The organism is Serratia sp. GW822-FHT06E05, assembly GCF_058799445.1.
Genome location: NZ_JBXALM010000011.1, coordinates 66,066 through 91,437, shown reverse-complemented (window position 1 = coordinate 91,437; position 25,372 = coordinate 66,066). Strand labels below are relative to the sequence as shown.

General features: G+C 56.9%; 23 protein-coding genes. 14 read left to right on the top strand and 9 right to left on the bottom strand.

Annotated elements, in window-relative coordinates:
* Window positions 1-17 precede the first annotated feature (17 nt).
* From fetB to AC1RKC_RS21160, 5 genes are all read right to left on the bottom strand, one after another.
* Complete coding sequence (gene fetB, locus AC1RKC_RS21180) at window positions 18-791, bottom strand: iron efflux ABC transporter permease subunit FetB (RefSeq protein WP_020837408.1); 774 nt, start codon at window positions 789-791, stop codon at window positions 18-20.
* On the bottom strand, window positions 778-1,455 hold the full coding sequence (gene fetA / locus AC1RKC_RS21175) for an iron efflux ABC transporter ATP-binding subunit FetA (RefSeq protein WP_493092720.1): 678 nt from the start codon (window positions 1,453-1,455) through the stop codon (window positions 778-780). Before fetA ends, fetB begins: the two co-directional genes overlap by 14 nt.
* Before the next feature lie 184 nt (window positions 1,456-1,639).
* Entirely contained in the window at window positions 1,640-1,921 is a 282-nt protein-coding gene (locus AC1RKC_RS21170; RefSeq protein WP_493092719.1) for a FaeA/PapI family transcriptional regulator, read from the bottom strand.
* A gap of 15 nt (window positions 1,922-1,936) precedes the next feature.
* Window positions 1,937-3,103 (bottom strand): FKBP-type peptidyl-prolyl cis-trans isomerase N-terminal domain-containing protein, encoded by a 1,167-nt coding sequence (locus AC1RKC_RS21165; RefSeq protein WP_493092718.1) that lies wholly within the window; start codon window positions 3,101-3,103, stop codon window positions 1,937-1,939.
* 2 nt (window positions 3,104-3,105) lie between these two features.
* Window positions 3,106-3,519, bottom strand: a complete 414-nt coding sequence (locus AC1RKC_RS21160; RefSeq protein ID WP_020837412.1) for a YuaE family lipoprotein — start codon at window positions 3,517-3,519, stop codon at window positions 3,106-3,108.
* Window positions 3,520-4,282: 763 nt separating this feature from the next.
* Here AC1RKC_RS21160 and AC1RKC_RS21155 point away from each other — a divergent pair.
* From AC1RKC_RS21155 to AC1RKC_RS21115, 9 genes are all read left to right on the top strand, one after another.
* Window positions 4,283-4,813 carry a fimbrial protein gene (locus tag AC1RKC_RS21155; protein ID WP_020837413.1) on the top strand — a complete coding sequence of 177 codons (531 nt, stop codon included), beginning with the start codon at window positions 4,283-4,285 and terminating at the stop codon, window positions 4,811-4,813.
* 88 nt (window positions 4,814-4,901) lie between these two features.
* Complete coding sequence (locus AC1RKC_RS21150; RefSeq protein ID WP_048760457.1) at window positions 4,902-5,453, top strand: fimbrial protein; 552 nt, start codon at window positions 4,902-4,904, stop codon at window positions 5,451-5,453.
* Between the two features lie 102 nt (window positions 5,454-5,555).
* On the top strand, window positions 5,556-8,057 hold the full coding sequence (locus AC1RKC_RS21145; RefSeq protein WP_046372439.1) for a fimbria/pilus outer membrane usher protein: 2,502 nt from the start codon (window positions 5,556-5,558) through the stop codon (window positions 8,055-8,057).
* Between the two features lie 19 nt (window positions 8,058-8,076).
* Window positions 8,077-8,832 (top strand): fimbrial biogenesis chaperone, encoded by a 756-nt coding sequence (locus AC1RKC_RS21140; protein ID WP_493092717.1) that lies wholly within the window; start codon window positions 8,077-8,079, stop codon window positions 8,830-8,832.
* An 11-nt stretch (window positions 8,833-8,843) separates the two neighbouring features.
* Window positions 8,844-9,458 carry a fimbrial protein gene (locus tag AC1RKC_RS21135; RefSeq protein WP_116691625.1) on the top strand — a complete coding sequence of 205 codons (615 nt, stop codon included), beginning with the start codon at window positions 8,844-8,846 and terminating at the stop codon, window positions 9,456-9,458.
* A gap of 14 nt (window positions 9,459-9,472) precedes the next feature.
* Window positions 9,473-10,477 (top strand): fimbrial protein, encoded by a 1,005-nt coding sequence (locus AC1RKC_RS21130; protein WP_020837418.1) that lies wholly within the window; start codon window positions 9,473-9,475, stop codon window positions 10,475-10,477.
* 18 nt (window positions 10,478-10,495) lie between these two features.
* Window positions 10,496-11,035 (top strand): fimbrial protein, encoded by a 540-nt coding sequence (locus AC1RKC_RS21125; RefSeq protein WP_493092716.1) that lies wholly within the window; start codon window positions 10,496-10,498, stop codon window positions 11,033-11,035.
* Between the two features lie 22 nt (window positions 11,036-11,057).
* Window positions 11,058-12,692: a PglL family O-oligosaccharyltransferase gene (locus tag AC1RKC_RS21120; protein WP_493092715.1), complete on the top strand. Its 1,635-nt coding sequence runs from the start codon at window positions 11,058-11,060 to the stop codon at window positions 12,690-12,692.
* 2 nt (window positions 12,693-12,694) lie between these two features.
* Window positions 12,695-13,306 (top strand): helix-turn-helix transcriptional regulator, encoded by a 612-nt coding sequence (locus tag AC1RKC_RS21115; protein WP_122080418.1) that lies wholly within the window; start codon window positions 12,695-12,697, stop codon window positions 13,304-13,306.
* A gap of 13 nt (window positions 13,307-13,319) precedes the next feature.
* Here AC1RKC_RS21115 and ctlX read toward each other — a convergent pair whose 3' ends face one another.
* Window positions 13,320-14,246 carry a citrulline utilization hydrolase CtlX gene (gene ctlX, locus AC1RKC_RS21110; protein ID WP_392455003.1) on the bottom strand — a complete coding sequence of 309 codons (927 nt, stop codon included), beginning with the start codon at window positions 14,244-14,246 and terminating at the stop codon, window positions 13,320-13,322.
* A 41-nt stretch (window positions 14,247-14,287) separates the two neighbouring features.
* On the opposite strand from ctlX, the gene AC1RKC_RS21105 reads away from it, so the two are divergent.
* Complete coding sequence (locus AC1RKC_RS21105; RefSeq protein ID WP_020837427.1) at window positions 14,288-14,803, top strand: Lrp/AsnC family transcriptional regulator; 516 nt, start codon at window positions 14,288-14,290, stop codon at window positions 14,801-14,803.
* A gap of 1 nt (window position 14,804) precedes the next feature.
* Here AC1RKC_RS21105 and AC1RKC_RS21100 read toward each other — a convergent pair whose 3' ends face one another.
* Window positions 14,805-15,716: an arginase family protein gene (locus AC1RKC_RS21100; protein WP_493092714.1), complete on the bottom strand. Its 912-nt coding sequence runs from the start codon at window positions 15,714-15,716 to the stop codon at window positions 14,805-14,807.
* A gap of 240 nt (window positions 15,717-15,956) precedes the next feature.
* Here AC1RKC_RS21100 and AC1RKC_RS21095 point away from each other — a divergent pair, with 240 nt between their 5' ends.
* The 4 genes from AC1RKC_RS21095 (at window position 15,957) to AC1RKC_RS21080 (ending at window position 22,829) form a co-directional block, all read left to right on the top strand.
* Window positions 15,957-17,171 carry an SrfA family protein gene (locus AC1RKC_RS21095; protein WP_116691622.1) on the top strand — a complete coding sequence of 405 codons (1,215 nt, stop codon included), beginning with the start codon at window positions 15,957-15,959 and terminating at the stop codon, window positions 17,169-17,171.
* The gene (locus tag AC1RKC_RS21090) at window positions 17,171-20,116 is read left to right on the top strand and encodes a virulence factor SrfB (protein ID WP_493092730.1); all 2,946 of its coding nucleotides are present in this window, start codon (window positions 17,171-17,173) and stop codon (window positions 20,114-20,116) included. The genes AC1RKC_RS21095 and AC1RKC_RS21090 overlap by 1 nt, the downstream gene beginning before the upstream one ends.
* Entirely contained in the window at window positions 20,113-22,311 is a 2,199-nt protein-coding gene (locus tag AC1RKC_RS21085; protein ID WP_493092713.1) for a virulence factor SrfC family protein, read from the top strand. Before AC1RKC_RS21090 ends, AC1RKC_RS21085 begins: the two co-directional genes overlap by 4 nt.
* A gap of 107 nt (window positions 22,312-22,418) precedes the next feature.
* Window positions 22,419-22,829 (top strand): VOC family protein, encoded by a 411-nt coding sequence (locus AC1RKC_RS21080; protein WP_048760442.1) that lies wholly within the window; start codon window positions 22,419-22,421, stop codon window positions 22,827-22,829.
* Between the two features lie 55 nt (window positions 22,830-22,884).
* On the opposite strand, the gene AC1RKC_RS21075 is transcribed toward AC1RKC_RS21080, so the two are convergent.
* Window positions 22,885-23,724: a putative oxygenase MesX gene (locus AC1RKC_RS21075; RefSeq protein ID WP_187962041.1), complete on the bottom strand. Its 840-nt coding sequence runs from the start codon at window positions 23,722-23,724 to the stop codon at window positions 22,885-22,887.
* A gap of 312 nt (window positions 23,725-24,036) precedes the next feature.
* The gene (locus AC1RKC_RS21070; protein WP_046375112.1) at window positions 24,037-25,236 is read right to left on the bottom strand and encodes a BaiN/RdsA family NAD(P)/FAD-dependent oxidoreductase; all 1,200 of its coding nucleotides are present in this window, start codon (window positions 25,234-25,236) and stop codon (window positions 24,037-24,039) included.
* Window positions 25,237-25,372 lie beyond the last annotated feature (136 nt).

Here is a 25,372-nt window from a genome sequence, read left to right as displayed (position 1 = left end):
CCCTTATTTTCTCCAGATTATTTCAACGTGCTGACCACCAGCTGATGGCGCTCGTTGTAGAATTTCCGGTAGGCCAGGTAGCAGGCGATAATGGTCGACAGACTGGCGGTCGACAACAGCATGAAAGTCACCATAATCTGGTACTTAATCGCCTTGACCGGATCGATACCGGCGAAGATCAGACCCGACATCATGCCCGGCAGGCTGACCAACCCCACGGTTTTGGCAGAGTCCACCGTAGGGATCAACGAAGCACGGATACTGTCGCGGATCAGCGCCGCCGAAGCAAACTTCGGCGAGGCGCCCAGGCTCAGCATCTCCTGAATCTTCTGCTGATCGCTTTTGAAACGCTGCCCCAGGTTGTTGTAGCACAGGCCAACTGCCACCATCGCATTGCCGGCCACCATGCCGGAAATCGGGATCACCTGCATTGGGGTAAACTCAATCGAACCGGTCAGTACCAGCACCGCCAACGTTAATACCGCGCCGGTGGTTATGGCAATAAACGACGTCATAAATGCATGATCGATATATTTACTGCGCTTTTGCGCGTTGTAGGCGGCGTTAAAGCAGATAAACAGCACCATCAGCACCGTCAGAATGGCGTTATTTACATCAAAAATGTATTTCAGCACGTAGCCGACAATGATCAGTTGCACCACCGCCCGGCAAATACTCCAGATAATGTCTTTTTCCAGCGCCAGCTTTTCTTTATGGCTGATTAAAATAGCAATAATCACCAATACCATCGACAAAGCCAAAGATTCATTGCTGATGTTATGCTGGTTCATTGGTCGTCTCCTGCGCCCGAGCGCGATGCGCACTCAAAGTAATCACATCATCCGCATGTTTGATTTCATCTTTATCATGCGTAACCCACAACACCGCGACGCCATGCTGTGCGACCAGTTGATGAATAATTTCATTAACGTTGCGTTTATTATCTTCATCCAGCGCACTGGTGATCTCATCCAATAACAGAACCTTGGGCATAAACTGCAGGTTACGGATCAACGAAATTCGCTGCTTCTCGCCGCCCGATAATTCGTTAACGCTTTTATCCAGCATATTTTCCGCTAGCCCAAAGCGCACCAGGTCGGCCTGCATCTTTTTCCTGTCCGGTTTTTGTTTGCGAATCTGGTAGGGCAACGCGATATTGTCATACACGCTGTCGCCAAACAGCGAAGGGGTTTGAAAACAGTACGACACCTGTTGACGATACTCTTCCGGCGGTATATCGGTAATGGCCTTACCGGCAAAGATAATTTTTCCACGGGTTGGGTCGATCAAGGAAGATACGATTTTTAGCAGGGTACTTTTTCCGCAGCCAGACGGGCCGGTAATCAGTTTAAATTCGCCCTGATTCAGTCCGAAAGACACGGAATCTAAAATAACCTGCTCGTCTATTTGATAATGAATATCATCCAATAACAGTATTTCTTTGCTTTCCTTCATTATAAGCACGCATCCATCATGAAAATATTTGCACCCAGGCCCTCAGTATACGGCCTCAAAAATTGCACTGCCAATGGCTGGTCATTAGTCGTAACAAAGGAGTCGGGCTGAGGCGCTTTTCGCTCCGTCAGCCCTGAGTTGATCCGCTGTGAAGGGTAGTCAAAATGACGAAACAGGAAAGGAATTACATTTTTTTGGGTGATGCACAAATATACCAGCGTAACGAATTATTGATGCTGCGATGAGTACAACGAACTTTACCCTCTTTTTCCAATGCCAATAACAGCGTGCGCGTGGTGTAAATATTTTCACCGCATTTGTCTGCCAGCTCCCTGGTTTTAGGCCAGTGTTCCGGTGCCGGAGGGTGATGTTCCCCTGACCCCGACGCGCGCTCCATACAGAGTTTTCGTAACACGTTTAGCATATGTGACTTCCTGATTTCATATGTTATCGGCGCCTTGGCCATCGCGTACTCCTTGGGTTACTTTTGCCTGCTCCTGTCCTGCGGCAGCACGTCGGCCACGCGCAAGGTGTAAATCATCGTGGCGCCCGGGGGGATTGCGGGCGGGCTTCCTTTGTCGCCGTATGCCAGAACTGGCGGCACCACCAGCGTCATGGACCCATGCTTGTTCAATTTGCCGATGGCGGCGCGAAACAGCGGTGGATATTGCGACAAAGGCAAAGAGATAGTGGTGCCGGCCAAGTCCATATCCTTGATCACTTGCCCATCGGGCAAGCTCTCGCGTACCACGATATCGACGTTGTCATTGGCGTTTATCTGCCCGCTGCCGGCATAGTCCACACGGTAATAAAAACCGAGCGCATCTTTTTGCACGCCAGGCTGCTTGGCGAAATCGGCGAGGTAGGTTTTACCCTCCCCCCGTATCGCCTGCTGTCGCTGCTGTTGGGCCTGCTGCAAGGCAGCGTCTGCGGCCTTTAGCGCGCTGTCGATGGCGGCATCATCCAACCGTTGCTGCCCCGCCAGCGTATCGGCAATGCCCGCCAGCAAGCGCGGGCGATCGGCTTCGATTCCCAAGCGGCGGTTCTCTTCCTGTAAATGCAGAATGTCACGCCCCAGCGAAACCCCGGCGGCGTAGGCCTGCTTATCGGCATCGCTGGCCAGCTCCGGCGGTTGTCGCTGCGCGGCTAGCTGACGGTTGAGCTGCTGCAACTGCTGCTCTTGCTGCGTGACGATCCGCTGCTGCCGTGCCAGAGCCGCCGCCATGGCGATCAAGTCTGGCGGCGTGGCGATGGCCTTACGGATCCCTTTTAACGCGGCCACCAGCGGCCGGATATCAACCGGGTCTGGTTTGGGTGTTGCCTTGAGGGCTGGCGCCGCCGGTTGAGCCTGAGCCGCCAGCTGCTGTTCCAATTGGCGGATGGTTTCGGCTTGCCGTTGCAGGGCCTGATTCAGCGCAGTCAGACGGGCGTTGTCTCCGCGCGTAACAGCGGCGGGTTTGGGCTTGGCAGTCACCGGCTGAGGCGCTGCAGGTGCACTTTCCACCACCGGCACCGCCTGCTGTTGTTCGGCAAATTTCAGCAATGCGGGAATGCCGTCATCCTTGCCAGGTGCAATCTCTGCCGCCGATGCAGCGCCCCATACCAACAACAGCAGCAAAGCAGCGGCTCCTTCCGCATACCTTCTCATGATTACAGGCTCTCCACCCGGCTCGACAGATCGGACATCAGCTCATGCTCAACGTCGGCGCAGAATTTCTCGGTTTTATATTTATAAAGCGCATCTATGGCTTTACGGGTGCTTTCATCGACATTACTGCGAATGCCGGCATATCCCGAGGCGTTGGACAACAGCCCGTTAAAATAAGCAATCCGTTTCTGATAGCTTTGCGGATTAATATTCTTAAGTGAGTTGACCCGTTGCTGACAAAGCGCGATCCGTTGCTCATCAGTGTTTTCCTTAGGATTACTCTGTGAAACTTTTTTCATGGCAACCGTGCCGGTGCCATTTTTTCCTACGCAACCGGACAGCAGTAAACAGGACATTATCATCAACGCCGTAGCGACGGCGGAACGGCGAGTTGAATCATTAATTATGGTAATCATTCCGTTTATCATCCCTTAATTATCACTTAGGTCATTATTATGTCGCGAAGCCCTGCTTTATCTGACTGCTTCTGATTAATCCTAACGAGTTAAATAACAAAAACGCACAATAACAGTCGGGTATTGGTAATAATCCGATACACATCTGTATTGTTATGTTTTTGTTAAAACTCAAAAAGAAATTATCGTAGCCACAATGAATGAAAGTCACATCCCAGGCCAGTATTACCGGCACGTTCACCCATAAAAACAAAGAGTTAACTTTTTACCCGCGATTAACGCGCAGAATTCATCATCTGCTGTCTGAGGGCGATATTATCAAAACAATATTGCTAATTGTAGTGCGAACACTAATTCTGGCGATCTAATATCTCGCATATTGCTATTTATATAGTCATTTATTCTGGATAATATTTGTATACGATCTATTGATTTTCAATTATATATATTTCTTTTTCCTTTTGGTTTTATATTCTGTATTTGACTTAACTTAATAAAAGCTATTTCCAACCGCACCTATTATTTGCAAGAATAATCCCAGCAAGACGCTATGGTGATATACCTATTTTTCTTTTATGGATTTCGCTTGTACGACTTCCAAAATATTTCGTTATTCACTCATGAATAACGGAGGGTGGCGTATTGCCCAGAGCAAAAGGATCTGGCTCCAACTACGGCGTCGGCGACATGACGTTGCCGCTGTTGTGGGGGATTTAGATGTGCTGTTCTTTTTATTTAAATACTCTCTACAGGAACTTGAGAAATGAAACTGAATAAATTAATGCTGGCAACCGTGATTGCTTTCGCTTCTGCATCTGTTGCTCACGCCGCATCTAACCAGGGCAGCGGTAAAGTCACTTTTACCGGTGAAATTATTGATGCGCCATGCAGCGTAGCACCGGAATCTGTTGATCAAACTGTCCCTATGGGCCAAATCAGCAGCCGTCTGCTGGCTAAAGAAGGCAAATCCAGCTCTGAGCCATTCAGCATCGAACTGAAAGATTGCTCTATTGCGACCATGAAGAACGTCCAGGTGACCTTCACCGGTACGCCGGATCCAGATAACAGCAAACTGCTGGCACTGAGCGGCACCGCAACCGGCGCTGGCATCAGAATCTATGACAACCTGCATTCCAAAGACGTTGAACTGGGCACCGCAACCGATGGCCAGGGTCTGACCGAAGGTAATAACTCCCTGAAATTCGCCGCTTATCTGCAAGGCAGCAGCGCTTCTGGCGCCGTGGTCCCAGGCGAATTCACCAGCGTTGCAAACTTCACACTGGCTTACCTGTAATCCCCCCTCGGGGACGCCACTTTGGTGTCCCCGTTTTACCTGCACGGACATTGGGTAACGGGACCAACGGCTACAGGGAGACGCCAGCATGACAAACCGGATTTCGGGCGTACTGCTTATCGCGCTCAGCCTTTGCAGCGCAGAGGCGACGGCGAAAAATCAGGGCCACGGCACACTCAACCTGGGTGGCGAGATCGTCGAAACCCCCTGCGGGATTGCCAGCGAAAGCCTAGACCAGACCGTTGATTTCGGCCTGATCTCGATGACCGATGCGGCATTGGATACGCAGCCGGTACTGATCGGCAGCCGCCGCAACTTTGAGATCAAGCTGGTGAACTGCGAATTGGCCAGCATCGTGAAACCCGACTTTATCTACCGCGCGGCCACCGTCACTTTCAACGGCATCGCCGACAGCCGAGATCCCGATCTCTTGGGGGTTTATGGCGAAGCCCAGGGCGTGGCTATTGAGCTACTGACCGCCAACGGCGTTCAGATACCGCTGGGCAGTACCACCGCGGATTACCAGATTGTCGCCGGCGACAACACGCTGCGCTTTGGCGCTCAGTTACGTATTCATCCCGACAGGGCCAGAGCCGGCGGATTCAGCTCACTGGCGAAATTCACCCTGTCTTATCTGTAAGTAACGCCTCGTTAGGCGGGTGCCGCCGTCAGGCACTGAATGACATCACGTATTACGTATTCAGGTCGTACAGGATGACCTGCTATTGGGCGCGGATTTGCCATGAGTGATTATTCTATGACGTCATTACTGACACGGAAAAAAATACCCCTTACCGTCATTCTATCTTTCCTCTGGGTGCATTCGGCTTTTTCCGCCACGGAATTCAATACCGACGTATTGGATATTGGCGATCGCAGCAAAGTGGATTTATCGCGTTTTTCCGACGCCGATTACGTCATGCCCGGCGCCTATTTGCTGGATATCAAAATCAACCAGAAAACCTTGCCGCAGCGCAGCATTCAATATTATCCGTCGCCGGATAAAAAGGATCGCTCTCGCGTCTGCCTGCCGCCGGATCTGGTCGAGAAAATGGCGCTGAAAGAAGACGTCCTCAAAAAAATCACCCTGTGGCACGACAACAGCTGCGCCGATATCAGCGGCATCAAAGGGGCGACCATCTCCGACCGCATCGGCGGCGGCGTCTTGGCCATCACCATCCCGCAGGCCTGGATGAAATATTCCGATCCGGACTGGACACCGCCGGAGCAGTGGGACGACGGCATTCCCGGACTGCTGCTGGACTACAGCATCAGCGGCCAAGTCGGCAAGCAGAGCCACAATAACAACACCGCCGAAAATCTCAGCAGCTACGGGACGGTGGGGGCCAACCTGGGTGCCTGGCGCCTGCGTGCCGACTATCAGGCCAATTACAATCAGCAGGCCGGCGAGCGCGATAACAACTTCGACTGGAACCAGATCTACGCCTACCGCGCGCTGCCGATGCAGGCTGCCAAGCTGACGCTCGGTGAAATCTTTCTCGACTCGGGGGTCTTTGATTCTTACCGCTTTACCGGTCTGAATCTGGCCAGCGACGAGCGCATGCTGCCGCCAAACCTGCAGGGTTATGCGCCGGAAGTACGCGGCATTGCCAAAAGCAACGCCAAGATCACCGTCTCGCAAGAAGGTCGTACGCTGTACGAAACCACCGTGCCCGCCGGGCCGTTTGCCATTCAGGATCTCAACAGTTCGGTACGTGGCCGGTTAGACGTGAAGGTGGAAGAACAAGACGGCACCGTCTCCACTTTCCAGGTCGACACCGCCACCATCCCTTACCTGACGCGCCCCGGCTATGTCCGCTACAACGTCGCGGTGGGGAAACCTTCGGCATACGATCACCGCACGCAAGGGCCACTGTTTTCCGCCAGCGACTTCTCCTGGGGGCTGACCAGCGCCTGGTCGCTGTACGGCGGCGCCCTGCTCGGCGGCGATTACAACGCCTGGGCGCTCGGCCTGGGTCGCGATCTTAACGTGTTCGGCGCCATGTCGGTGGACGTGACGCAGTCCATCGCCCGTTTGCCCAATGAGCCTACCGCCAGCGGCATGTCGTTCAAGGTCAACTACGCCAAGCGCTTCGATGAGCTGAACAGCCAGATCACCTTCGCCGGCTACCGCTTCTCACAGCGCAAGTTCATGAACATGTCGCAGTATCTGCAAGAGCGCTACAACGACTATGACGAACGCTACAACGGCCGCCAAAAAGAGCTGTACACCATTACCGCCAGCAAAACCTTTATGGCGGAAGACAGCGCCAAGGCGATCACCGCTTACCTGACCTATTCGCACCAAACCTATTGGGATGCCAGGGCGCAGGATCGCTACGGGTTATCCGCCAGCAAGCTGTTCAACGTTGGCAATGTCAGCAATGTGACCGCATCGCTGTCGGCCTACCGTACCACCTATCACGGCCGCACCGATGACAGCGTGATGCTGAACTTCAGCGTGCCGATCGGCGATCGCCGCCGGCTCGGTTACTCACTGCAAACCAGCAACAGCGACGTGACGCAGATGGCGTCTTACAACGACTATACCGACCCGAACAACACCTGGCAGGTCAGCGGCGGCTTTAACCAGTCCGGCAAATCGCTGGCCCGCGGCTACTACAGCCATAACGCCTCTTTCGGCTCGCTCAACGCCAGCGCCTCTTACCAGCAGGACAGCTATTCGTCGATCGGCGGGACCTTCCGCAGCGGCATTACCGCTACCCGACACGGCATTGCCGCCCACCAGAACTCCAGCAACGGTGGCAGCCGGATGATGCTGGACACCGACGGCATCGCCGGGGTGCCGATCAACAACGGCCGCGCCTACAGCAACCGCTTCGGCCTGGCGGTGATCTCCGATATCACCAGCTACTACAACACCGACACCCGCATCGACGTCAATACCCTGGCGGACGACGTGGAGGCCACCCGAGCGGTGGTGCAAGGCACGCTGACCGAGGGCGCCATCGGCTACCGCCACTTTGAGGTGGTGAAAGGCAGCAAGCTGCTGGCCACCATCAAGCTTGCCGACGGCAGCGAACCGCCGTTCGGCGCCACGGTGCTGAGCGAAAAAGGCCGTGAGGTGGCGGTCGTGAACGACGGCGGCTCGGTCTACCTGACCGGCGTGCAGCCGCAAGAGCAGCTGGACGTCGCCTGGGAAGGCCAACGCCAGTGCCGCATTGTTATACCGGGCGCCGCCAAGCCGCTGGACCAGCTACTGCTGCCGTGCGCCAAACTGTAATCCGTAACGCAGAGAATTGATGATTATGAACAACGTTCCGTTAGCAAAAATGACCGTGCTGGGCCTGGCTTTGACCGCTGCAGTACCGGCCGCCAACGCAGCGATATCGCTGGATCGTACTCGCGCCGTTTACCTCAGCGACGCGAAATCCATCAGCCTGAATATCGTCAACGAAAACAAGGAACTGCCTTTCCTAGCGCAGTCCTGGCTGGAAAACGAGCAGCACCAGAAAATCACTTCGCCACTGGTGGTGTTACCGCCGTTGCAGCGGGTTGAAGCCAATGAACGCAGCGTGGTGCGCATCACCAAGACGCCGGAGGCCGATCGTCTGCCGCAAGATCGCGAGTCGGTGTTCTATTTCAACCTGCGTGAAATTCCGCCGAAAAGCAGTAAAACCAACGTGATGCAGTTGGCACTGCAAACCCAGATCAAACTGTTTTATCGGCCAAAGGCCATCGTCGCGCCAAAAGGCGAAGTGTGGCAGGAAAAGCTGGTATTTCGCAAAAGCAACGGCGGTTTCACCGTTGAAAATCCTACGCCTTTTTACATCACCCTGACCGGCATGACCCGCCAAACGCAGAAACAGGGCGGCGGCGCGCTGGGCGACTTCCAGCCGGTGATGCTGAAACCGAAATCGAGCGAAACCATTAAGGTGCGCGACAACGGCCTCAACAGCTTTGTCATCACCTATATCAATGACTACGGCGGTCACCCAGAGCTGCGCTTCGCCTGTAACGGCAGCGTGTGCAACGCCGTGCCCGAGACCAAAAAATAAGGAGATTCCGCATGGCTGAATTCACCGGCGGCCGCCTGCGGCCCCTGCTGATCGCCGCGCTGCTGGTTAGCGGCAGCGCGACGGCGGCAACGCCACTGGGCGTGATCCAAGGCACCACCGGCACCGTCAGCTTTCATGGCGGCCTGCTCAGCTCCCCGTGCAGCCTGACGCCGGACAGCCAGGATCAGTCGATTGATTTGGGTGATGTTAACGCACGCGATTTTCAAAACGCCGGCGATCAGAGTGCGCCGGTACGTTTTCGCCTCTCGTTCCGCAACTGCCTGCTGGGGGCCAAAGCCTTGGCGGATAACCCGGCAGGGCAACGTAACGGCGATGCCGGGCAGCTCTATTTGCAGGGTGAACAGGCCGCCACGCTGGTGTTTCTCGGCGAAAGCGATATCAACAACCCCGATCTGCTGAAACTGAACGGCGGCGTACAGGGCATCGGCCTGCGTTTGAAGGATCAGCAGGGCCATGCGCTCTCGCTCAACCAGCAGAGCCGGCCTTACATTCTGCAACCCGGCAGCAATACGCTGTGGTTCAGCGCCAGCGTGGAATCCACGCAGCGAGCGGTGATGGCGGCCGGTTTTTCCGGCGTGGCGCACATTCAGGTGATTTACCTGTGAGGTTCACAAACGTGATGAAAAAAACCTACCTTAACTCCTGCCTGCCGCTGGCACTGGCGCTGACGGCTCCAGCCGTGTGGGCCAACGGCTACGTCACGCCGGACGGCGGAGCGAAACAGTTTTATATCGATCTGAATGAAAGCAATATCACCAACAAGGTCGGTTTTACCAAAGAGTTTCCCTATTCGTTAGGCGGCACTTATACCGGCAAGGTCTATTGCGACACCCCGATCCCCGTTAGCCCACACTTTTATAAGTCGGATTCGGCATTGCCTGCGTCCGAATACGGCAATGGCTATTTAAAACTGAATGACTTCCTGGACTTGAAAGCCGAAGTTTGGATCGCCGGCAATAAAAACGCCTATATCACCGTACCGTTTTATAACGAGTCCAATCTGCTCAACCAGCACTCCTGCAAACCGCCTTATTTGCAGGTCAATAACTATGGCAGTGGCTCCAAAGGCAAAATCACCTTCCGGGTACGCAAAAAAATTATTAACGGCGTACAGATCAATGACCGGCAGATCATCGAGATGTATGGCCGTTTGGGGTCAACCGACGCCGGTTTCGGCCCCAATCCGATGGCGCAGGTGTTTATTCAGTCCGCCATTCTCTACGTGCCGGATAAATGTGTGGTGAACGAAGGCCAACTGATCAACGTCGAGTTCGGTGAAATCGGCGGCAGCAATCTGAACGGCGCCAGCTACCCACAAAGTATCCCGGTGCGCTTCCAATGCGAAGGCGGCAGCTTCGAAGACGGTACGCTGAACATCAAACTGGCGGTCTCCGGCACCCCGGCGCCCTTCACCAATAACGCATTTAAAACCGATAAAACCGACCTCGGTATCGAGATCAAACATAACGGCCAGTTGGTGATCCCGAATGAGTTTTACCCGGTGCCAAATATCGGTAACGGCGGTAGCTGGAACCTGGTTGCCGCACCATTGGCCAACGGCGGTAAAGAAATCGCGGAAGGGGAATTCAACGCCTCTGCCACCATTGTGGCGGCCTTCGAGTAATTCAGGGAGAAACAGACGATGCGTTTACGCGCTTTAGCGATGCTCAGTTGCACGCCGCTACTCTTTTTGGCACTGCCGACGCTGGCGGATACCGAGCTGGTCGGCTCACCGCTGCAGTTCCACGGCACCGTGGTGAGTCGCCCCTGCAATATCGAACCGCAATCGGCCGATCAGGTGGTGGAAATGGACACGGTGATCGTCAAAACCCTGTACCGCTACGGCCATAGCAACCCGGTGCCGTTCAACATCAAGTTGACCGACTGTAAAACGGCGGTGTTTAAAACCGTTAATGTCACCTTCAGCGGGAACGAGGACAGCGAACTGCCGGGCAAGCTGGCGATTAATAACGGCGCCAACGGTGCCGCGATCGCCCTGTTTGACAGCAAGGGCGCGGACATTGATTTGAACCAGGCCACCAGCGCGGTGACGTTGCAGGACGGTGCCAATATTCTGAATTTCACCGCCTATGTGCAGGGCCATCCCAGCGCGATACAGAATAAAACCATTACCGAGGGTGAGTTCAGCTCGGTAGCCAATTTCGTACTGGCTTATCAGTAAGTCGGCGCCGCAGGAACACGTCATGATGTCCAAATCTAAAGCGGCCTGGTTATTCGGGCTGGCGGCATTTTATTGCCTGATCGCCATGCACATTTACTGGCCCAATCGCGGCGGCAGCGGATTCTATCTGCCGTGGAATCTGGTCGGCGGGATCTTCATCGCCCTGTTGATCATAGGTGCGATGCTGTTCGGCCGTCCGCCGCTGGCCACCTCCGGCTTCTTTAACTTGCTGGCGTCCGGCAGCCTGATTTTACTCCTGCCGCTATTGTGGGCTCAACAGCCCTGGTTAAGCGAAGCCTTGCCGCGCCTGATGGGATTGGTGCTGGGCGTTCTGGCCTACTTTGCGCTGCTGCAAATCCCGCTCGATCGCCGGTGGCGGCGCAGGCTATTGGTGCTGCTGCTGGCAGCGACGGTTATCGAAGCCTTGCTGGGCCTGGTGCAATACAGTTTGCTGCAGCCGGGCAACTGGATGGGCTACAACACCCTGAAAAACCGCCCTTACGGCATCTTCCAGCAGTGGAACCTGATGGCCAGCTTTATGGCTACCGGCCTGGCGTTGGCGCTGTATCTGCTGAGCGCCCGTCGCCCTTTGTCGCGCAGTTTGCAATGGCTGGCCGCCGCCATGCTGCTACTGGCACCGCTGTTGCTGATCGTTATCGCCTCCCGCGTCGGACTGCTGGCGGCCCTGCTGGTGTCTCCGCTCCAACTGTGGATGTTGTACCGCCTTAACCGCCGACGCGCCGGCATCGCCCTGCTGTTGTTGATGGCCGGGGTAAGCGCCGGGCTGTTGCTGGTGATGCTAAATGGCGCTACGCGGGCGCTTATGCTGCCGGAACCGATTTTTTACCGACTTACCTACTGGCAAGAGGCGCTAGACATGATCGCCGAGCGTCCCTGGTTAGGTTGGGGTTACGGCCATTTTCAGCACGATTTTCTGCATCATTTTTACACCACTCACAGCAGCGGTATGGAAAGCGTTGCCATCAGCCACCCGCACAACGAGATATTGCTGTGGGGCGTCGAAGGCGGTCTGCTGAGCCTGAGCGGTATCGCCCTGATCGTCTGGGGGCTATGCCGTTTGCTGCGGCACAGCCGCCCCGTTCCGCTACGGCCCGCGCCCTGGCTGGCGGCATTGCCGATCCTGCTGCACATGATGGTGGAATACCCGCTTTATCTCTCCGCCGCCCACGCGGTGCTGCTGCTGGTGATTCTGCGCGTTAGTGACCTCCGACGCCGTTTGCGGCTGCCCTCCCATTCGCAGCTCCCGCTGCGGCTGACCACTGCGGGCATCGCTGCATTGATGGTGCCGTATCTGCTTAATGGCCTGCACAGCGCGCTGATCATTACCGCTGTGGAAAAAAGCGGCCTGCGGCAATTCGGCCCCATGAGCCAGGTCATCACACCGACGCCCTGGCAGGTCCGTTACGACTATGACATGCAGTTGCGACAGCTGCTGCAATACCCGCAAACCCGCAATATGGCTACGTTGCTGAGCTACCAGCAATGGGCTGAAAACGAAATCCGCGTGCGGCCAGACGCCAATATTTACATCAATTTGATGGCGGTCAGCCGGCTACTGCAACAGCCCCAGCGAGCCGCCGATCTGCAACGCCAGGCCAAGCGACTGTTTCCGCACGATGCGCGCTTTGAGGAGTAACTATGCTTAATATCCGGTTCACCCTGTTGGGCAGCGATAACTTTTATCAGCTCGGACTGCGCCTGCTGGTAGAGGATTACCTCCATAACCTGAATGCAAGCAGCCGCGGCGCCTCGGCCGATTTGCTAAATATGGAGCCGATAGAAATCGTCTTCCGCACGCTGGAAGACAGCTGCGGCTGTGCCCGCTGCTACCAGAGCCCTTATCAGACGCCGCGCCATCGGCAAATGACCGTGCTGATCCTCAACGACCGAGATGCTCACTACGAGCACAAGCATCCGGCGCTGTTTAGCATTAATCGGCGCGATGATGATGCCGTCGTTCGCGCAAAACTGCAGCTGGCGCTGGAGCGCTTCTGCCAGCAGCCCTGGGTCGCCCTGCACGCCAGCGGCATCTGGAAATGCCGACAGTGCCGTATTGCCGCCCTGAGCAGCTGCGAAAAGAAGGTGCTGAAGCTGATGAGCTCCGGCATGTCCGCCTGTACCATCGCCGGTATGCTGCAGCGCAGCCAGAAGACCATCAGCGCCCATAAGCGCTCGGCGATGCGCAAGCTGAACGTCCACAAAAGTATCGAATTGAACAAGATGCTGCTGAATCAATTGGGATTGAACTGAGTGGCCAGCGCAGTCAGGCCGGTGCGAATTTACGCTGCAGGAAAATTTCCGCCAGCATGCACCGCGCCCCGCCGCCGCCCAGATCCTCAATGATATCAATAGGTCCAAGCGCCAGGCGCGCATAGCTGCCGATCAGCGTTTGCTGCTTCGGGGTGAAATGAGCCCAGGCCCGGGTGGACATGGCGTAAACCGGGTGGCCGTCTTTGGCGCGCAGCTCCAGCACGTTGCACGCAAAGCCCTCCATCTGGGCAAAACTGACATCGATAATGGTTTTTCCGCTGCGTGTGAGCGAGGCGATCAGCGCACTTTTTTGCGTTTCGTTGCGGATGCTTTCAAGGCAAACAATGGCATATTCCGCACCGACGCTCAGCATCACGTTGGTGTGATAGATGGGCCGATTATGGCGGTCTGCAGCCTCGAACCAGACAATCTGGTAGCCGGAGTGTCGTTCAAATTCGCGGCCTACCTCCGGCGAACTGCGTGAAGACCGGCAGGCGTAAGCCAGCTTATGCCGGTGATCCAGGATCAGCGATCCGGTACCCTCCAGAAAGCGCCCCGCCAGTTCGTGGGCGGAAAGATCAATTTGCCGTTCAACCACAAAGTCATTGGCGAGCTGCGCGATAATGTCCTGGCGGCGCTCCCGTCGTCGGTTCTTCGCTTCCATCGGAAAGGTGAACAGGCTGCCGTCCCCCAGCAGAGCAATCCAGTTATTGGGAAATAACGCATCCGGCGTTTCCTGCCCGCCAGTATCCTCTATCACCGTAACGTCAATACCGGCTTGCGTCAGTGCGTCGACGTAATCATTGAAGGCAGTTAATGCCAACGTTGCCTGATTTTCATTATGTTCCGTGATTTTTTGAAAGAAGTTGCTGTGCCGGGTTTCTTGATTGGCGGCGAAGCCGAATGGCCGCACCATAAAAACGGATTGGGTGGTTTGCATGATGTTTCTCACAGGGTTCGGGATAGCGACGCCGCCCTATTATGGAAAATCAATTTGACGCCAAACAGTGTGATAACTGGCTAAATTGCTCTATATTTTTACAAATCGCCACTTCGAACCGACACTTTGACACCATGAACGATACCGACCGCCAAATCCTCGCGCTGCTGCGCGAAAATGCCCGTAGCTCGGTGACCGAACTGGCCAATAAGGTCCGGGTATCACGCGCTACGGTGCAAAAAAGAATTGAGGCTCTGGAGGCGCAAGGGATCATTACCGGCTACACCATCCGTGTAAAACCGGGGGTGGAACATAACCGCATCCGCGCCTGGATGTCCGTGGCGGTCGAAGGCACCAAGGCGCAAAGCGTGTTGCAACAGCTGCGCGGCGAGCCCGCGGTGTTTACCCTGCACACCACCAACGGCAAGTGGGATATTTTGGTGGAGATCCGCACCGACAGCCTGGAGAACTTCGACAAAATTCTGGGGCGAATTCGGCGCATTGCCGGCATTTCCAGCACCGAAACCAGCATCCTGCTGTCGACACACAAGGCCTGACTTAAGGTTTGTGCCGATGGAACATCGCCGCGAGCATTTCCACGATCAATGCCGCGTAGCGGCCGTCGGGATCCAGATCCGGGTCGAATACCGATACCGTCATGCCGCAGCACAGCGGATTTTGCAGCAGCTTAGCCCCGATATTTTCCAGCCAAAGACGATCGATACCGGGGCTGCCGGGGGAATCCACCGCCGGCATCACGGCCTGATCCAGCACGTCCACATCAAGGTGCAACCAAAATCGCCACTCTGGCTCGGCGGCCAGCATCTGGTCGATATGCCGTATAATTTCCGCCCTGCCCATCAGGTTGGCGGCAAAAACATCGATACGCGTGATGGCAGTCTGATTGATATCCGGCCAGGCGAAGTCCGCGTCGCGGCACTCTCGCTCACCCAATTGTAAAACCTGGCGATCCGGTACCAGCGGCCCTGCCACATCGGGCCATTCGGTCAACAACGCCTCCCCGCGGCCGGTTGCCAATGCCAGATCCATCCCCGCCACCGCGCCCAACATCTGCTGAGGGTCGTAGTTGCCGGGATGACGAAAGTCGCTGTGCCCATCAATGTGCACCAGCGAAAGTGGCCCTGCGCGGCGCGCCCCCGCCAGCGCGCCCAACAAAATTGAGCAGTCACCGCCAATCACCAGCGGGAAGTCACCACGCGCTTGCACCGCGGCCACCTCTGCAGCCAGCTCTAAATTGAAAGCGCGAATGGCATGGCCATTCCGTATGCGGGTGCCCGAGGGGGCCAGCGGAGAATAGGTCGGCGACACTAACTCATGGATGGCCTCAGCCGCCAGCCGTTGAGCCAACCCCTGTGCCATCAGCGCCTGTGGCGCTCGCCAGGTACCGGGGATATGGCCGGGCCACAGAGGGCGCAGCCCCAGATTGGTCGGGGCCAGAATGATCTGCATGCGGGTCACCTAATGAAAAACTCTCTTCAAGCCAGCTTAGCCTATGAGTCGGTTTTCGCCTCACGGCATCAGGAAACAGGCTGCGGTATTGCCACGATAAACAGGCTCTATGCGTTTTCTGCCTCGCCCATTAAAGCAAGAGGTGCCTTTTTACGCCTGTCCTTGGCCGTTTGCCGCTTTAGTTCGCGGGTTACCATGACCGTTTATGCGTTTATCGGTAACAGAACAAGGTGCTTGGCAGTGGGAAAACCCTTTTTACGCAGTGGCCGTTTGGATGATGTGCTTGCATTGGGCGAGAATGGACAGCCGGTTTACGCCTGCGCGTTGCAGCTGCGGGAAACTCTGCGCATTCGTCAACAGCAGCCGGCCGCTGATTGTCTGGCTATCCCGCAGCCGAACGAGGCGGGCACTCACATTGACTGGTACTCGCCTTTCCCTGGAAAAGTCACCTCCTGGCTGGCGGCGAACGAGGCTCAACGCGCTCAGGCCGTGCACCTGTTGGAGCGCAGCCTGGCAACCTTCAACGCCCTGATCGCCGAGACACAAACGACCGCCCATCCCAGCCAACGCCTTTTCGGCGCCTTGTTAAGCAAGGCGATGCAAATACCCGATCCCAACCATGTTTATCTGGTCGACGATAAACCGGTGCTGACCTTTTGGGGCTTTATCAGGCCACAGGCACAGTGTCAGGACGATCCGCTGGCCTGCCTGCGCCCAACCGAAGAGCCGGCAGAAAAACCGACGCCAATTGCCGCCAGTCCGCGCGTAGAGGCGGCCCCCGAGCCTCAACCTGCTGCGGAACCCGCAGCCCTGACGCCAGAAATTATCCTCGCGCCGGTGCGCCGGCCGTGGCGCCGCTATGTGTGGATGGCGCCAGTGATAGCGATCATGGCCTTGTTGGCGGGTTGGCTGAGCCAAACGAATCCCCCACCAGCCACATCTTCGGCGGTGCTGGCACCACCACCTTCGCCTGTCGGTGTCGCCAAGCCGATCCCCAAGCTGCATCTGCCATTGGCACACGCCACGCTAATGCCGCCGCCGCCCGTCCCGGTGGTGTTGCCGCCGGCGGACAAAAATTCGCTGGTACTGCCAGCCGAAGCGGTCAAGGCCGGCTCCACCCGTTTTCTCAACGGCAGATGGCGCGCGACGGTGGCGTTGAAAGATCCGCTGACCGGCAAACGGCCCAGCCTGCAATACCGTCTCAATAACGGCAAAGGCACCGCCAGCATCACCTACGGCGACGCCATCACCTGCCGGGCGCCGATAGAGGCCGGGCTGATGCAGTCAGGCAATCTGGTGATCAACAGCCGCACCAAAGCGCGTTGCAGCGACGGCAGCCGCTACCCACTGCCGGAAATCGTCTGCAGGCAAAATGAGACCGGCCCGGCGGAATGCACCGGCCGTTACGCTGCGGACACGGTTTATCCCATGACGTTAAAGCGCGAGAGTAAATGATGCTGGCCCCCCTTACGGACTATAAAAACGCCATTACGCTGATTCAGGACAGCGGCATCCAATTTCTGGACTTTGCCCTGACGCCGGTTTTGGATGCCGATTTTCCGGGCAAGTTTGTCCGCCAGACGGCGAGTGGCCCACTTTTACGCCTGCAGTGGCATGCCGACAGCGGCAAATACCTGCTGCCCGCGCAGCCGGGGCAGGTCGATGAAGTGGTGCGCCCTGAATTCAGTTATCCCCTGCAGCAATCTTTGCGGCTGTTGGATAAGACCTGGCTGCCACTGCCGTTCTTTCGCTACACCCCTTCCGGGGCGTTTCTGGCTGGGCCGGACAACTGGGCGCGCATGCAGATCCTTCAGTTGGATACCCCCGATCAGGACGGCAACTCGCTGCGGGTGGTGCTGGCATTCGATACCCGTATCGCGACGCCAGGCCAGGAGGCGTTAGCCCCGAGTGAAAGCGATCTCGACACCGGACTAAGCTTTGCGCTGGCCCACCGCAATCACGATCTGGGCGAGTTCCTCGATCTGACCTGGGTGGACGGTTGGCTGCGCGAAGTCTTTACCGAAGGCGCCACCACGTTGGAACAACGTGCCGAAGCTCAGATCTACAGCGGGTTGAAAACTTTCGAATATCAGGCGCACTACCTTAACGTGTTGAACATGCTCGGCGACCAACTGGCGGTGCCGCAGATAAAGATCATCGCGGCCACGCTGCAGCAGCCCGCGGTCAACGTGGACGTGATTCTGGACGTCGGCAACTCCCACACCTGTGGCGTGCTGGTCGAAGACCATCCGGAAGAAAGCAACGGCCTGAAGCAGACCTATGAACTGCAGCTACGCTCGCTCAGCGCGCCGCACTGCGTGTACAACGAACTGTTCGAAAGCCGGGTCGAGTTTTCTCAGGTTTCGTTCGGCAAACCCGGCCTCTCGTTCCAGAGCGGGCGCGACGACGCCTTTGTCTGGCCTTCCATCACCCGCGTGGGCCGCGAGGCCGCACAGCTGGCGCAACAACGGCAGGGCAGTGAAGGCACCACCGGTATTTCCAGCCCCCGCCGCTATCTGTGGGACGAAGAACGCTATGCGCCTGGCTGGCGTTTTAACGGCAAGCAGGAGCCGATGGCCACCGCCGCTCCCTTGACCACCCTGTTAAACGATGAAGGCGTTCCGCTTTCTGCGCTGCCGTTAGCGGAACGGCTACCGGTATTCGCCGCCCATTACAGCCGCAGCGCGGTTATGACGCTGATGCTGACCGAGTTGCTGGCGCAGGCGCTGATGCAGATCAACAGCGTCGCCCAACGGGCAAAAATGCCGAATGCCACCGCCCCGCGCCGCCTGCGAACTCTCATCCTGACATTGCCTTCGGCAATGCCGAAACCGGAACGGGAAATTTTCCGCCGCCGCATGCAGGAGGCGATTGGCCTGGTGTGGAAAGCCATGGGCTGGCACCCGCTGGACGCACCGTTCGACGGCAAGCAAACCCGCTTCCCCGTTCCGCAGGTGCACATGGAATGGGACGAGGCGACCTGCGGCCAGATGGTTTATCTGTACAACGAAACCCAGGTGAACTTCGCCGGCCGTACCGACGCCTTTTTTGCCAGCATGGCTCGACCGGATCGCCCTTTGGCAGCCGATGAACCGGCAGGAAAAACGCTGCGTATCGCCTCCATCGATATCGGCGGCGGCACCACCGATCTGGCAATCACCCAGTACAGGCTGGACGATGGCGTAGGCAATAACATCAAGATCAACCCTCGCCTGCTGTTCCGCGAAGGCTTTAAAGTCGCCGGTGACGATATTTTGCTGGACGTGATCCAGCTGTTTATCTTGCCCGCCGTGCAGCAGGCTATCGAGGACGCTGGGGTCGCGGCCCCGGTGGCCGTGATGGATAAGCTTTTCGGCAATGAAGGCCGCATGGACGGATTTTCCACCCTGCGCCAACAGGCCGCGCTACAGATTTTCATACCTGTCGGGCGTGCGTTGTTGGCAGCTTATGAGGATTACGACCCGCTGGATGCCCAGGCAGAAGTAGCCGCCAGCCTGGGCGATCTGTTGCCTCAAGCCCCAACCCCGCAAGTGCTGACGTTTATCAACGGCGAGATCCAGCGCGAAACCGGCACTTCTTCTTTCGATATTTTGCACACGCCGCTGGTCGTCCGCCTGGGTGACTTGCACAGCGCCTTCTTGTCTGACCGGATCGGCATTGGCCGCTGCCTGCGGCTGCTGTGTGAAGTGGTGGCGCTGTACGCCTGCGATGTGTTGCTGCTGACCGGCCGCCCGGCACGTTTCCCCGGCGTCCAGGCCCTGCTGCGCCATCTGCAGCCGCTGCCCGCCAGCCGCATCTTGCCGCTCGAGGGCTATCACACCCGCAGTTGGTATCCGTTTAACAAGCGTGGGCGTATCGATAACCCCAAATCCACCGCCGCCGTGGGAGCGATGCTGTGCCTGCTGGCCATCGACCTGCGCCTCGAGAGTTTTTACTTCAACGTTGGGGATTTCCAGCCCTATTCCACCGTTCGCCATCTGGGCATGCTAGACGGCAATAACATGCTGGCGGACGATAACGTCTACTATCGCGATATCGATCTGGATCGCGCCGATTTTGCGCTGGATCCCGCCGGCTGCTTCCAGTTGCGCGGTCCTTTGCGCCTTGGGTTCCGTCAGTTGGACAATCCGCGCTGGCCGGCATCGCCGTTATATACGCTGACCATCACCGATCCCCTGTTGGCACGCAAGCTGGCTGGCGATGCGGTCATCAGCCTGCGGTTGGCCATTACCGGCAGTGAAGCGCAAGGTGCCGAGGGCGTTAAAATTGCCCACGCCATGCTGGCCGACGGCAGCCCGGTTCACGCACATCAGCTACAGCTTAAACTCAATACCCTGGCTGCCAGCGCCTCTGGTGCACCCCATTACTGGATCGACAGCGGGAGCATTTATCAACGATGAAACCTATCACTTCAGACCCGATAAACCGCCTCAGCAACGGAATTATCCAGGCAATTGACTGGGTCGCCGGCGCACGGCAACAGTCCGCTCGCCTGGACCGGGAAGCCGATAACCTGACGATCCGTTTGCGCCGCAGCTACAATCGGGCGCGGAAGTTGGACACCGCCACACCTCACCGCGTCGCCATCGGCCTTTATGGTCATAACGCGGCTGCCAAAGCCCACCTCTTGGCGGTATTGGCCCCCGGCGCCGCGCTGCTTTCAGAGGATTGCCCGCTGGCAGTACGCTACTGCGCGCCCGTCGTCGTAGCATCTCCAGCTTATCCGGTGAGCATCACCTTGCTGGATAACGCGCAGTTGCTCGCCATAACGGCCAGTGCAGCATTGATGAACGGCTTTCGCCCGGATGGAGACGCACGAGCCATTGCCGCACACCTGAATACATTGGAACGCCATCGCCAGCCCATGGCGATTGACGGCATGGACAGCAATGCCATCGTGGCGCTGTGGGACACTCTTCGTCACCACGGCGGCAAATGGCAACAGGCGCTGGACCGCCACTTCTGGCCGCAGGCCGTCTCATTGGCCCCCTATCTGAGCATTGACGACCGGGCCCGCCTGTTCGCACCGCTGTGGGGTGAAGACCCGGCGCTGACCATGCTCTATCGTCAGTTGGCGCATAGCCTCCAGACGCTGGGCTGCAGTGAACGCGTACAGGCCGCTCTACAAGCTTTGGATCCCGATACGGGTATTCAGCATGCCCACGCGGTCACCACGCCAGCCGAGGTGAAACTTTCCGTACTGACAGAAAACGGCGCCGTCGTGGACGTCGCGCAGGCCGATCTGGCGTGGTTAGCTGCCGAAGTGGCAACACTTCTGCCCGCTGGGCTGCCCGTCGACGCTGAGCTTCTCGACATTCCAGCCAGCCTCCGTCGTTCAGACGGCGATCTGACATGGCGTATGCAACAGGCCAAACGCGCCAATCTGCTGACCCACTACGCCGATAATCTGCAGGCCAGTCTGTTGCTGGTCAGCGATGCCGCCGGCACGCCACAGGAGGCCAGTCGAACCGGCCATGCGCTGGCCTACTGGGTTAAACGCACCCAGGGGGAAAGTGCTGCGGTACGCAGCCGTCGTAAGCCCGGTTTAATCTGGGCAATCACGCCGTTCGACGCGTCGCGCGAAGGGAAAGCCCGCCCCGACGACGCCGTTCAGCGCTACGTCGGTGAGCCCGGCGACAGTTGGGCCACCCTGCTGGCCATGGATGAACGCGACTGCCGCCGCATGACAGACTATCTGATGGCGCAGGCGCGCCCGGCATTGAAACAAGCGCGCATTCAGGAACTGCAACAAGAATTGCGGCGTGAGCTGAGTGAAAGCCTGCTCGGCAACTGGCTTGCCGCAGCGGATCCGCAGCGTGTGCAACAGCGCAGCCAACAACTGCTGCGAGCCTTGCAGGCGCAGGCTGGGGCGCATGGTGAATTGCTGGAATGGCTGTTGCCGCAGCGCGACAGGCTGCGCCAACTCTTCGTGCAGCAACAGCATGCTTCACCGGCACCGACTGTCGCCGCACCGCCGTTCGACGTGGAGATCGACCTGTTTGGTGAGGAAGATAGCGCCGCGACCGGCTCGGTGGAACATGGGCGTTCTTCCTTTGCCCAAAAGGTATTCGCCGACTGGATTAACCATCTGCGTTGCCTGCCGGACAATGCCCAACTGCTGATCCTGTTGGGCGTCGATAAACCGCAGCTGGAACTGCTGGTTGATACGCTGATTAGCGCCGCCTGCCGTCTGGAGATTGACGCAACGCTGGAGCGCGCATTGGCCGCAGGCACCCTGCCGGAACAGGGGGAGGATCGTCAGGTCAGCCAGGCGCTGACGGTATTGAGCGATTTCGTTGCCTGGCTGGGCTTCCAGCAGCGCGAGGCGGCTTTACGCCCCGCCAGCCGCATCAATCCCGGCCAGCCAATCTTTACCCCACCACCGCAGCCCGCGGTCGACTGGAGCAATCAGCAGCGCTTGACCAAACTGGCGCCCACGCCGGCGAAAAATGCCGCCTTCTATATCTACGACTGGCTGGTCGGGCTGCAGCGGCTGCTGGCGGAAAATGCGCAGGCGGGCTCTACACTCGCAGCCGCGCCGCATGCCGCGCTGGAAGCCATAGTGGCAACCCTTGCCGGCAATGACGGGCACTGACAAATTCAGGTAGGGCCACGTAACTTAGTGCAGGTAACGACGCTGCAACGTGAAAGGCGACGGGTATATTATACTGATTAATTATCCGTCGATCTGAGGACATCAGCGTGCGCCCATTCAGCCTGAAGAAAATCGATCACCTGGTACTGCGCGTCACCGACCTGGAAAAAAGCCTTCAATTTTATACCCAGATACTGGGATGTGAAATCGCCAGACGGCGTCCCGATCTGGGGCTGGTGCATCTGCGCGTCGGCGTTTCCATGCTTGATCTGGTCGACGTCGAGGGCGTGCTGGGGAAAAAAGGCGGCCAGTATCCCGACGCTCGCCAGCAGAATGTCGATCATTTCTGTTTGCGCATCGATCCTTTCAACGAGGGCGAACTGTTAGCGTATTTGCGATCGCAGGGGATCAGCGTTGATCCCCCCGAATCCCGATTTGGCGCAGAGGGCGACGGGCCGTCTCTCTATTTCACCGATCCAGACGGCAATCGCGTGGAGCTGAAAGGCCCTGCGGCGTAGCGTCGCAAGGATATTCCGCAGAGTTGAATGATTGGCTCCCGTCGCCGGCTTAACCCTAGTGCCTGATACCGTGCAGCGCCATCAGCGCCTCGACGCAGGGCTGATGCTCAGCCACCCACCTGCGCGCCGTATTGTGCTGCTCCCACTTGATGTCCGTCAGGTGCGCCATGTCAAAACGCGGCATATCCTGCTGATCCAACGGATAAAGGTGCGGGCGTACGATTTCAAACATCGCCTGCCCGCAGGCTGAGATTGCCGCGATGACTTCGGGATCCTGCGTGGCAAGATCCTGTTTGAAGTAAAACCGGAAAGGATAAGCCGACGCAGGCGGCTGGACATGCCGGGAATCCAGCCCCAGGCTGCTGAGATAGGTATGCGTAAGCGAAGGAGCTTGCTCATTTGCGCTACGGGGGATCATGATCACCGGATAACTTTCCAGTACGCCGGTCTTGGGCGAGTCTTGCTTGAAAATAGAGTTGAAGAACGCCTGATCGACCGGAATTTCCGACGTATCCATGCCATTTTCAAGCCGATCGCGATAATACTCGCGCATCTGCGAAGAGAACATCACGCCGTAGCCGCTTTTTCCTGTGGGTTGAATATCGATTTTGAGGAAATCGTAAACAGGTAATGCCTGGCTATCCGCTTCATGTTCCGCACGGCAAAAAACCGACAAATACGACAATTGCAATGAGGCAGTGGGCAGCGCAGAAGGATAATTGCTTTTAAACAGCGTATTGGCGCGGTTCAGGAACCAGGTCAGAGCTTCTGGACCACTGTGTGCCAGATCGTTGATATTGTTATAGCGCAGGAAACCATTGGCGTGGTTTTTTAATTCTGTAACCTGAAGTTCTGGGGTAATAGGTATTTGCCGAACAAAGAAAACGCCATTCATAATAACTTCTCACTCGAAAACATGAAAAATAATTATAGATGAGGTTTTTCACTCGCTGTAAATAATAAAAATCAGGTTATCCACCATTAATTAAATAAATTTAGATAGAATAATTAAACTAAAAATAATACCAAAAAACTTGATTTACAAATAATTTAAATACCGCTAAATACAATAAATTGAATATCGACGGATTACTCTGTTTCGTGCGGTACGCATGATTTATTTATCGGTCTTAAACCATAATTTTATTTGCTGCGTCGGTTCCGCCCGACGCAGCAAATGCCGGCTTTTACATCACCCCGGCGGAAATTATTGCTTTTGAGCCGCCAGCGCCTGAGCGCAAGCCCAGGCAGAACTCCAGGCCCACTGGAAGTTATATCCCCCCAGCCACCCTGTCACATCCACCACTTCGCCAATAAAGTACAGGCCCGGCACCTTGGCGGCCTCCATGGTCTTGGAGGACAGCTCTTTGGTGTCGACACCCCCGAGCGTCACTTCCGCCGTGCGGTAGCCTTCGGTACCGTTGGGTTGTACGCGCCAATTCTGCAAGATTTCCACCAACGCTGCCTGCTGCGTCGGATTCAGTTGCTTTAATGTCGCTTCCGGCAGTTGGCCCAACGTCTGCAAACATTCCACCAACCGCTTCGGCAGGTGCAGCGCCAGGGTATTTTTCAGGCTTTGATTAGGGTGTGCCTGACGTTGCTCATTGAGGAAGCCCGCCAGATCAAGCGTAGGAAGTAAGTTAACACTCACAAACTCACCGGGCTGCCAGTAGCTGGAAAGTTGCAATACCGCCGGCCCGGACAGGCCACGATGGGTAAACAATATGCTTTCGCGGAAGCTGACGCCGTTTTCTGCGGTGATCACTGCCGGCACAGAGACGCCAGACAGGGTCTGCAAATGCTCCAACAGCGGTTTATGCAGCGTAAAAGGCACCAGCGCGGCGCGCGTCGGCAATACCTTCAGGCCAAACTGCTCCGCCAGCTTATAGCCGAACGGCGTCGCGCCCAGGCCCGGCATCGACAATCCACCGCTGGCCACCACAAGTGAGCGAGCGCTCACTTTCTCACCATTCAGCGCCAGTTCGAAGCCTTCTGCGGTTTTTTCTACGCCCAGCACTTCGCTGCGCAGGCGTGTCGTCACCTGACCCTGCTCACACTCTTTCACCAGGAGTTCGACCACCTGCTGCGCCGAGTCGTCGCAAAACAGTTGACCCAGGGTTTTCTCGTGGTAGGCGATGCCATGACGGTTGATCAGATCGATAAAGTCCCACTGGGTGTAGCGTGCCAGCGCAGATTTGCAGAAATGCGGGTTATTCGACAGGTAAGCGGCAGGCTCCGTGTACATGTTGGTAAAGTTACAGCGTCCGCCGCCGGACATCAGGATTTTGCGCCCCGGTTTTTTGCCGTTGTCGAGCAGCAGCACCCGGCAGCCGAGTTGCCCTGCCTGCGCCGCGCAAAACATGCCCGCTGCGCCCGCACCTATTACCACGACATCAAACTGTTCCACCTGCGCCTCTCTGAATAAAAACCACAATCGCGACAAAAGGCCGCTATTTTACGCCGTATCGCTACCGGTAACCGACAACTTTACGGCGGCAGATTGTAAAGCCATGCCGCCCTCAACGCCATAGTAAGAAAATATT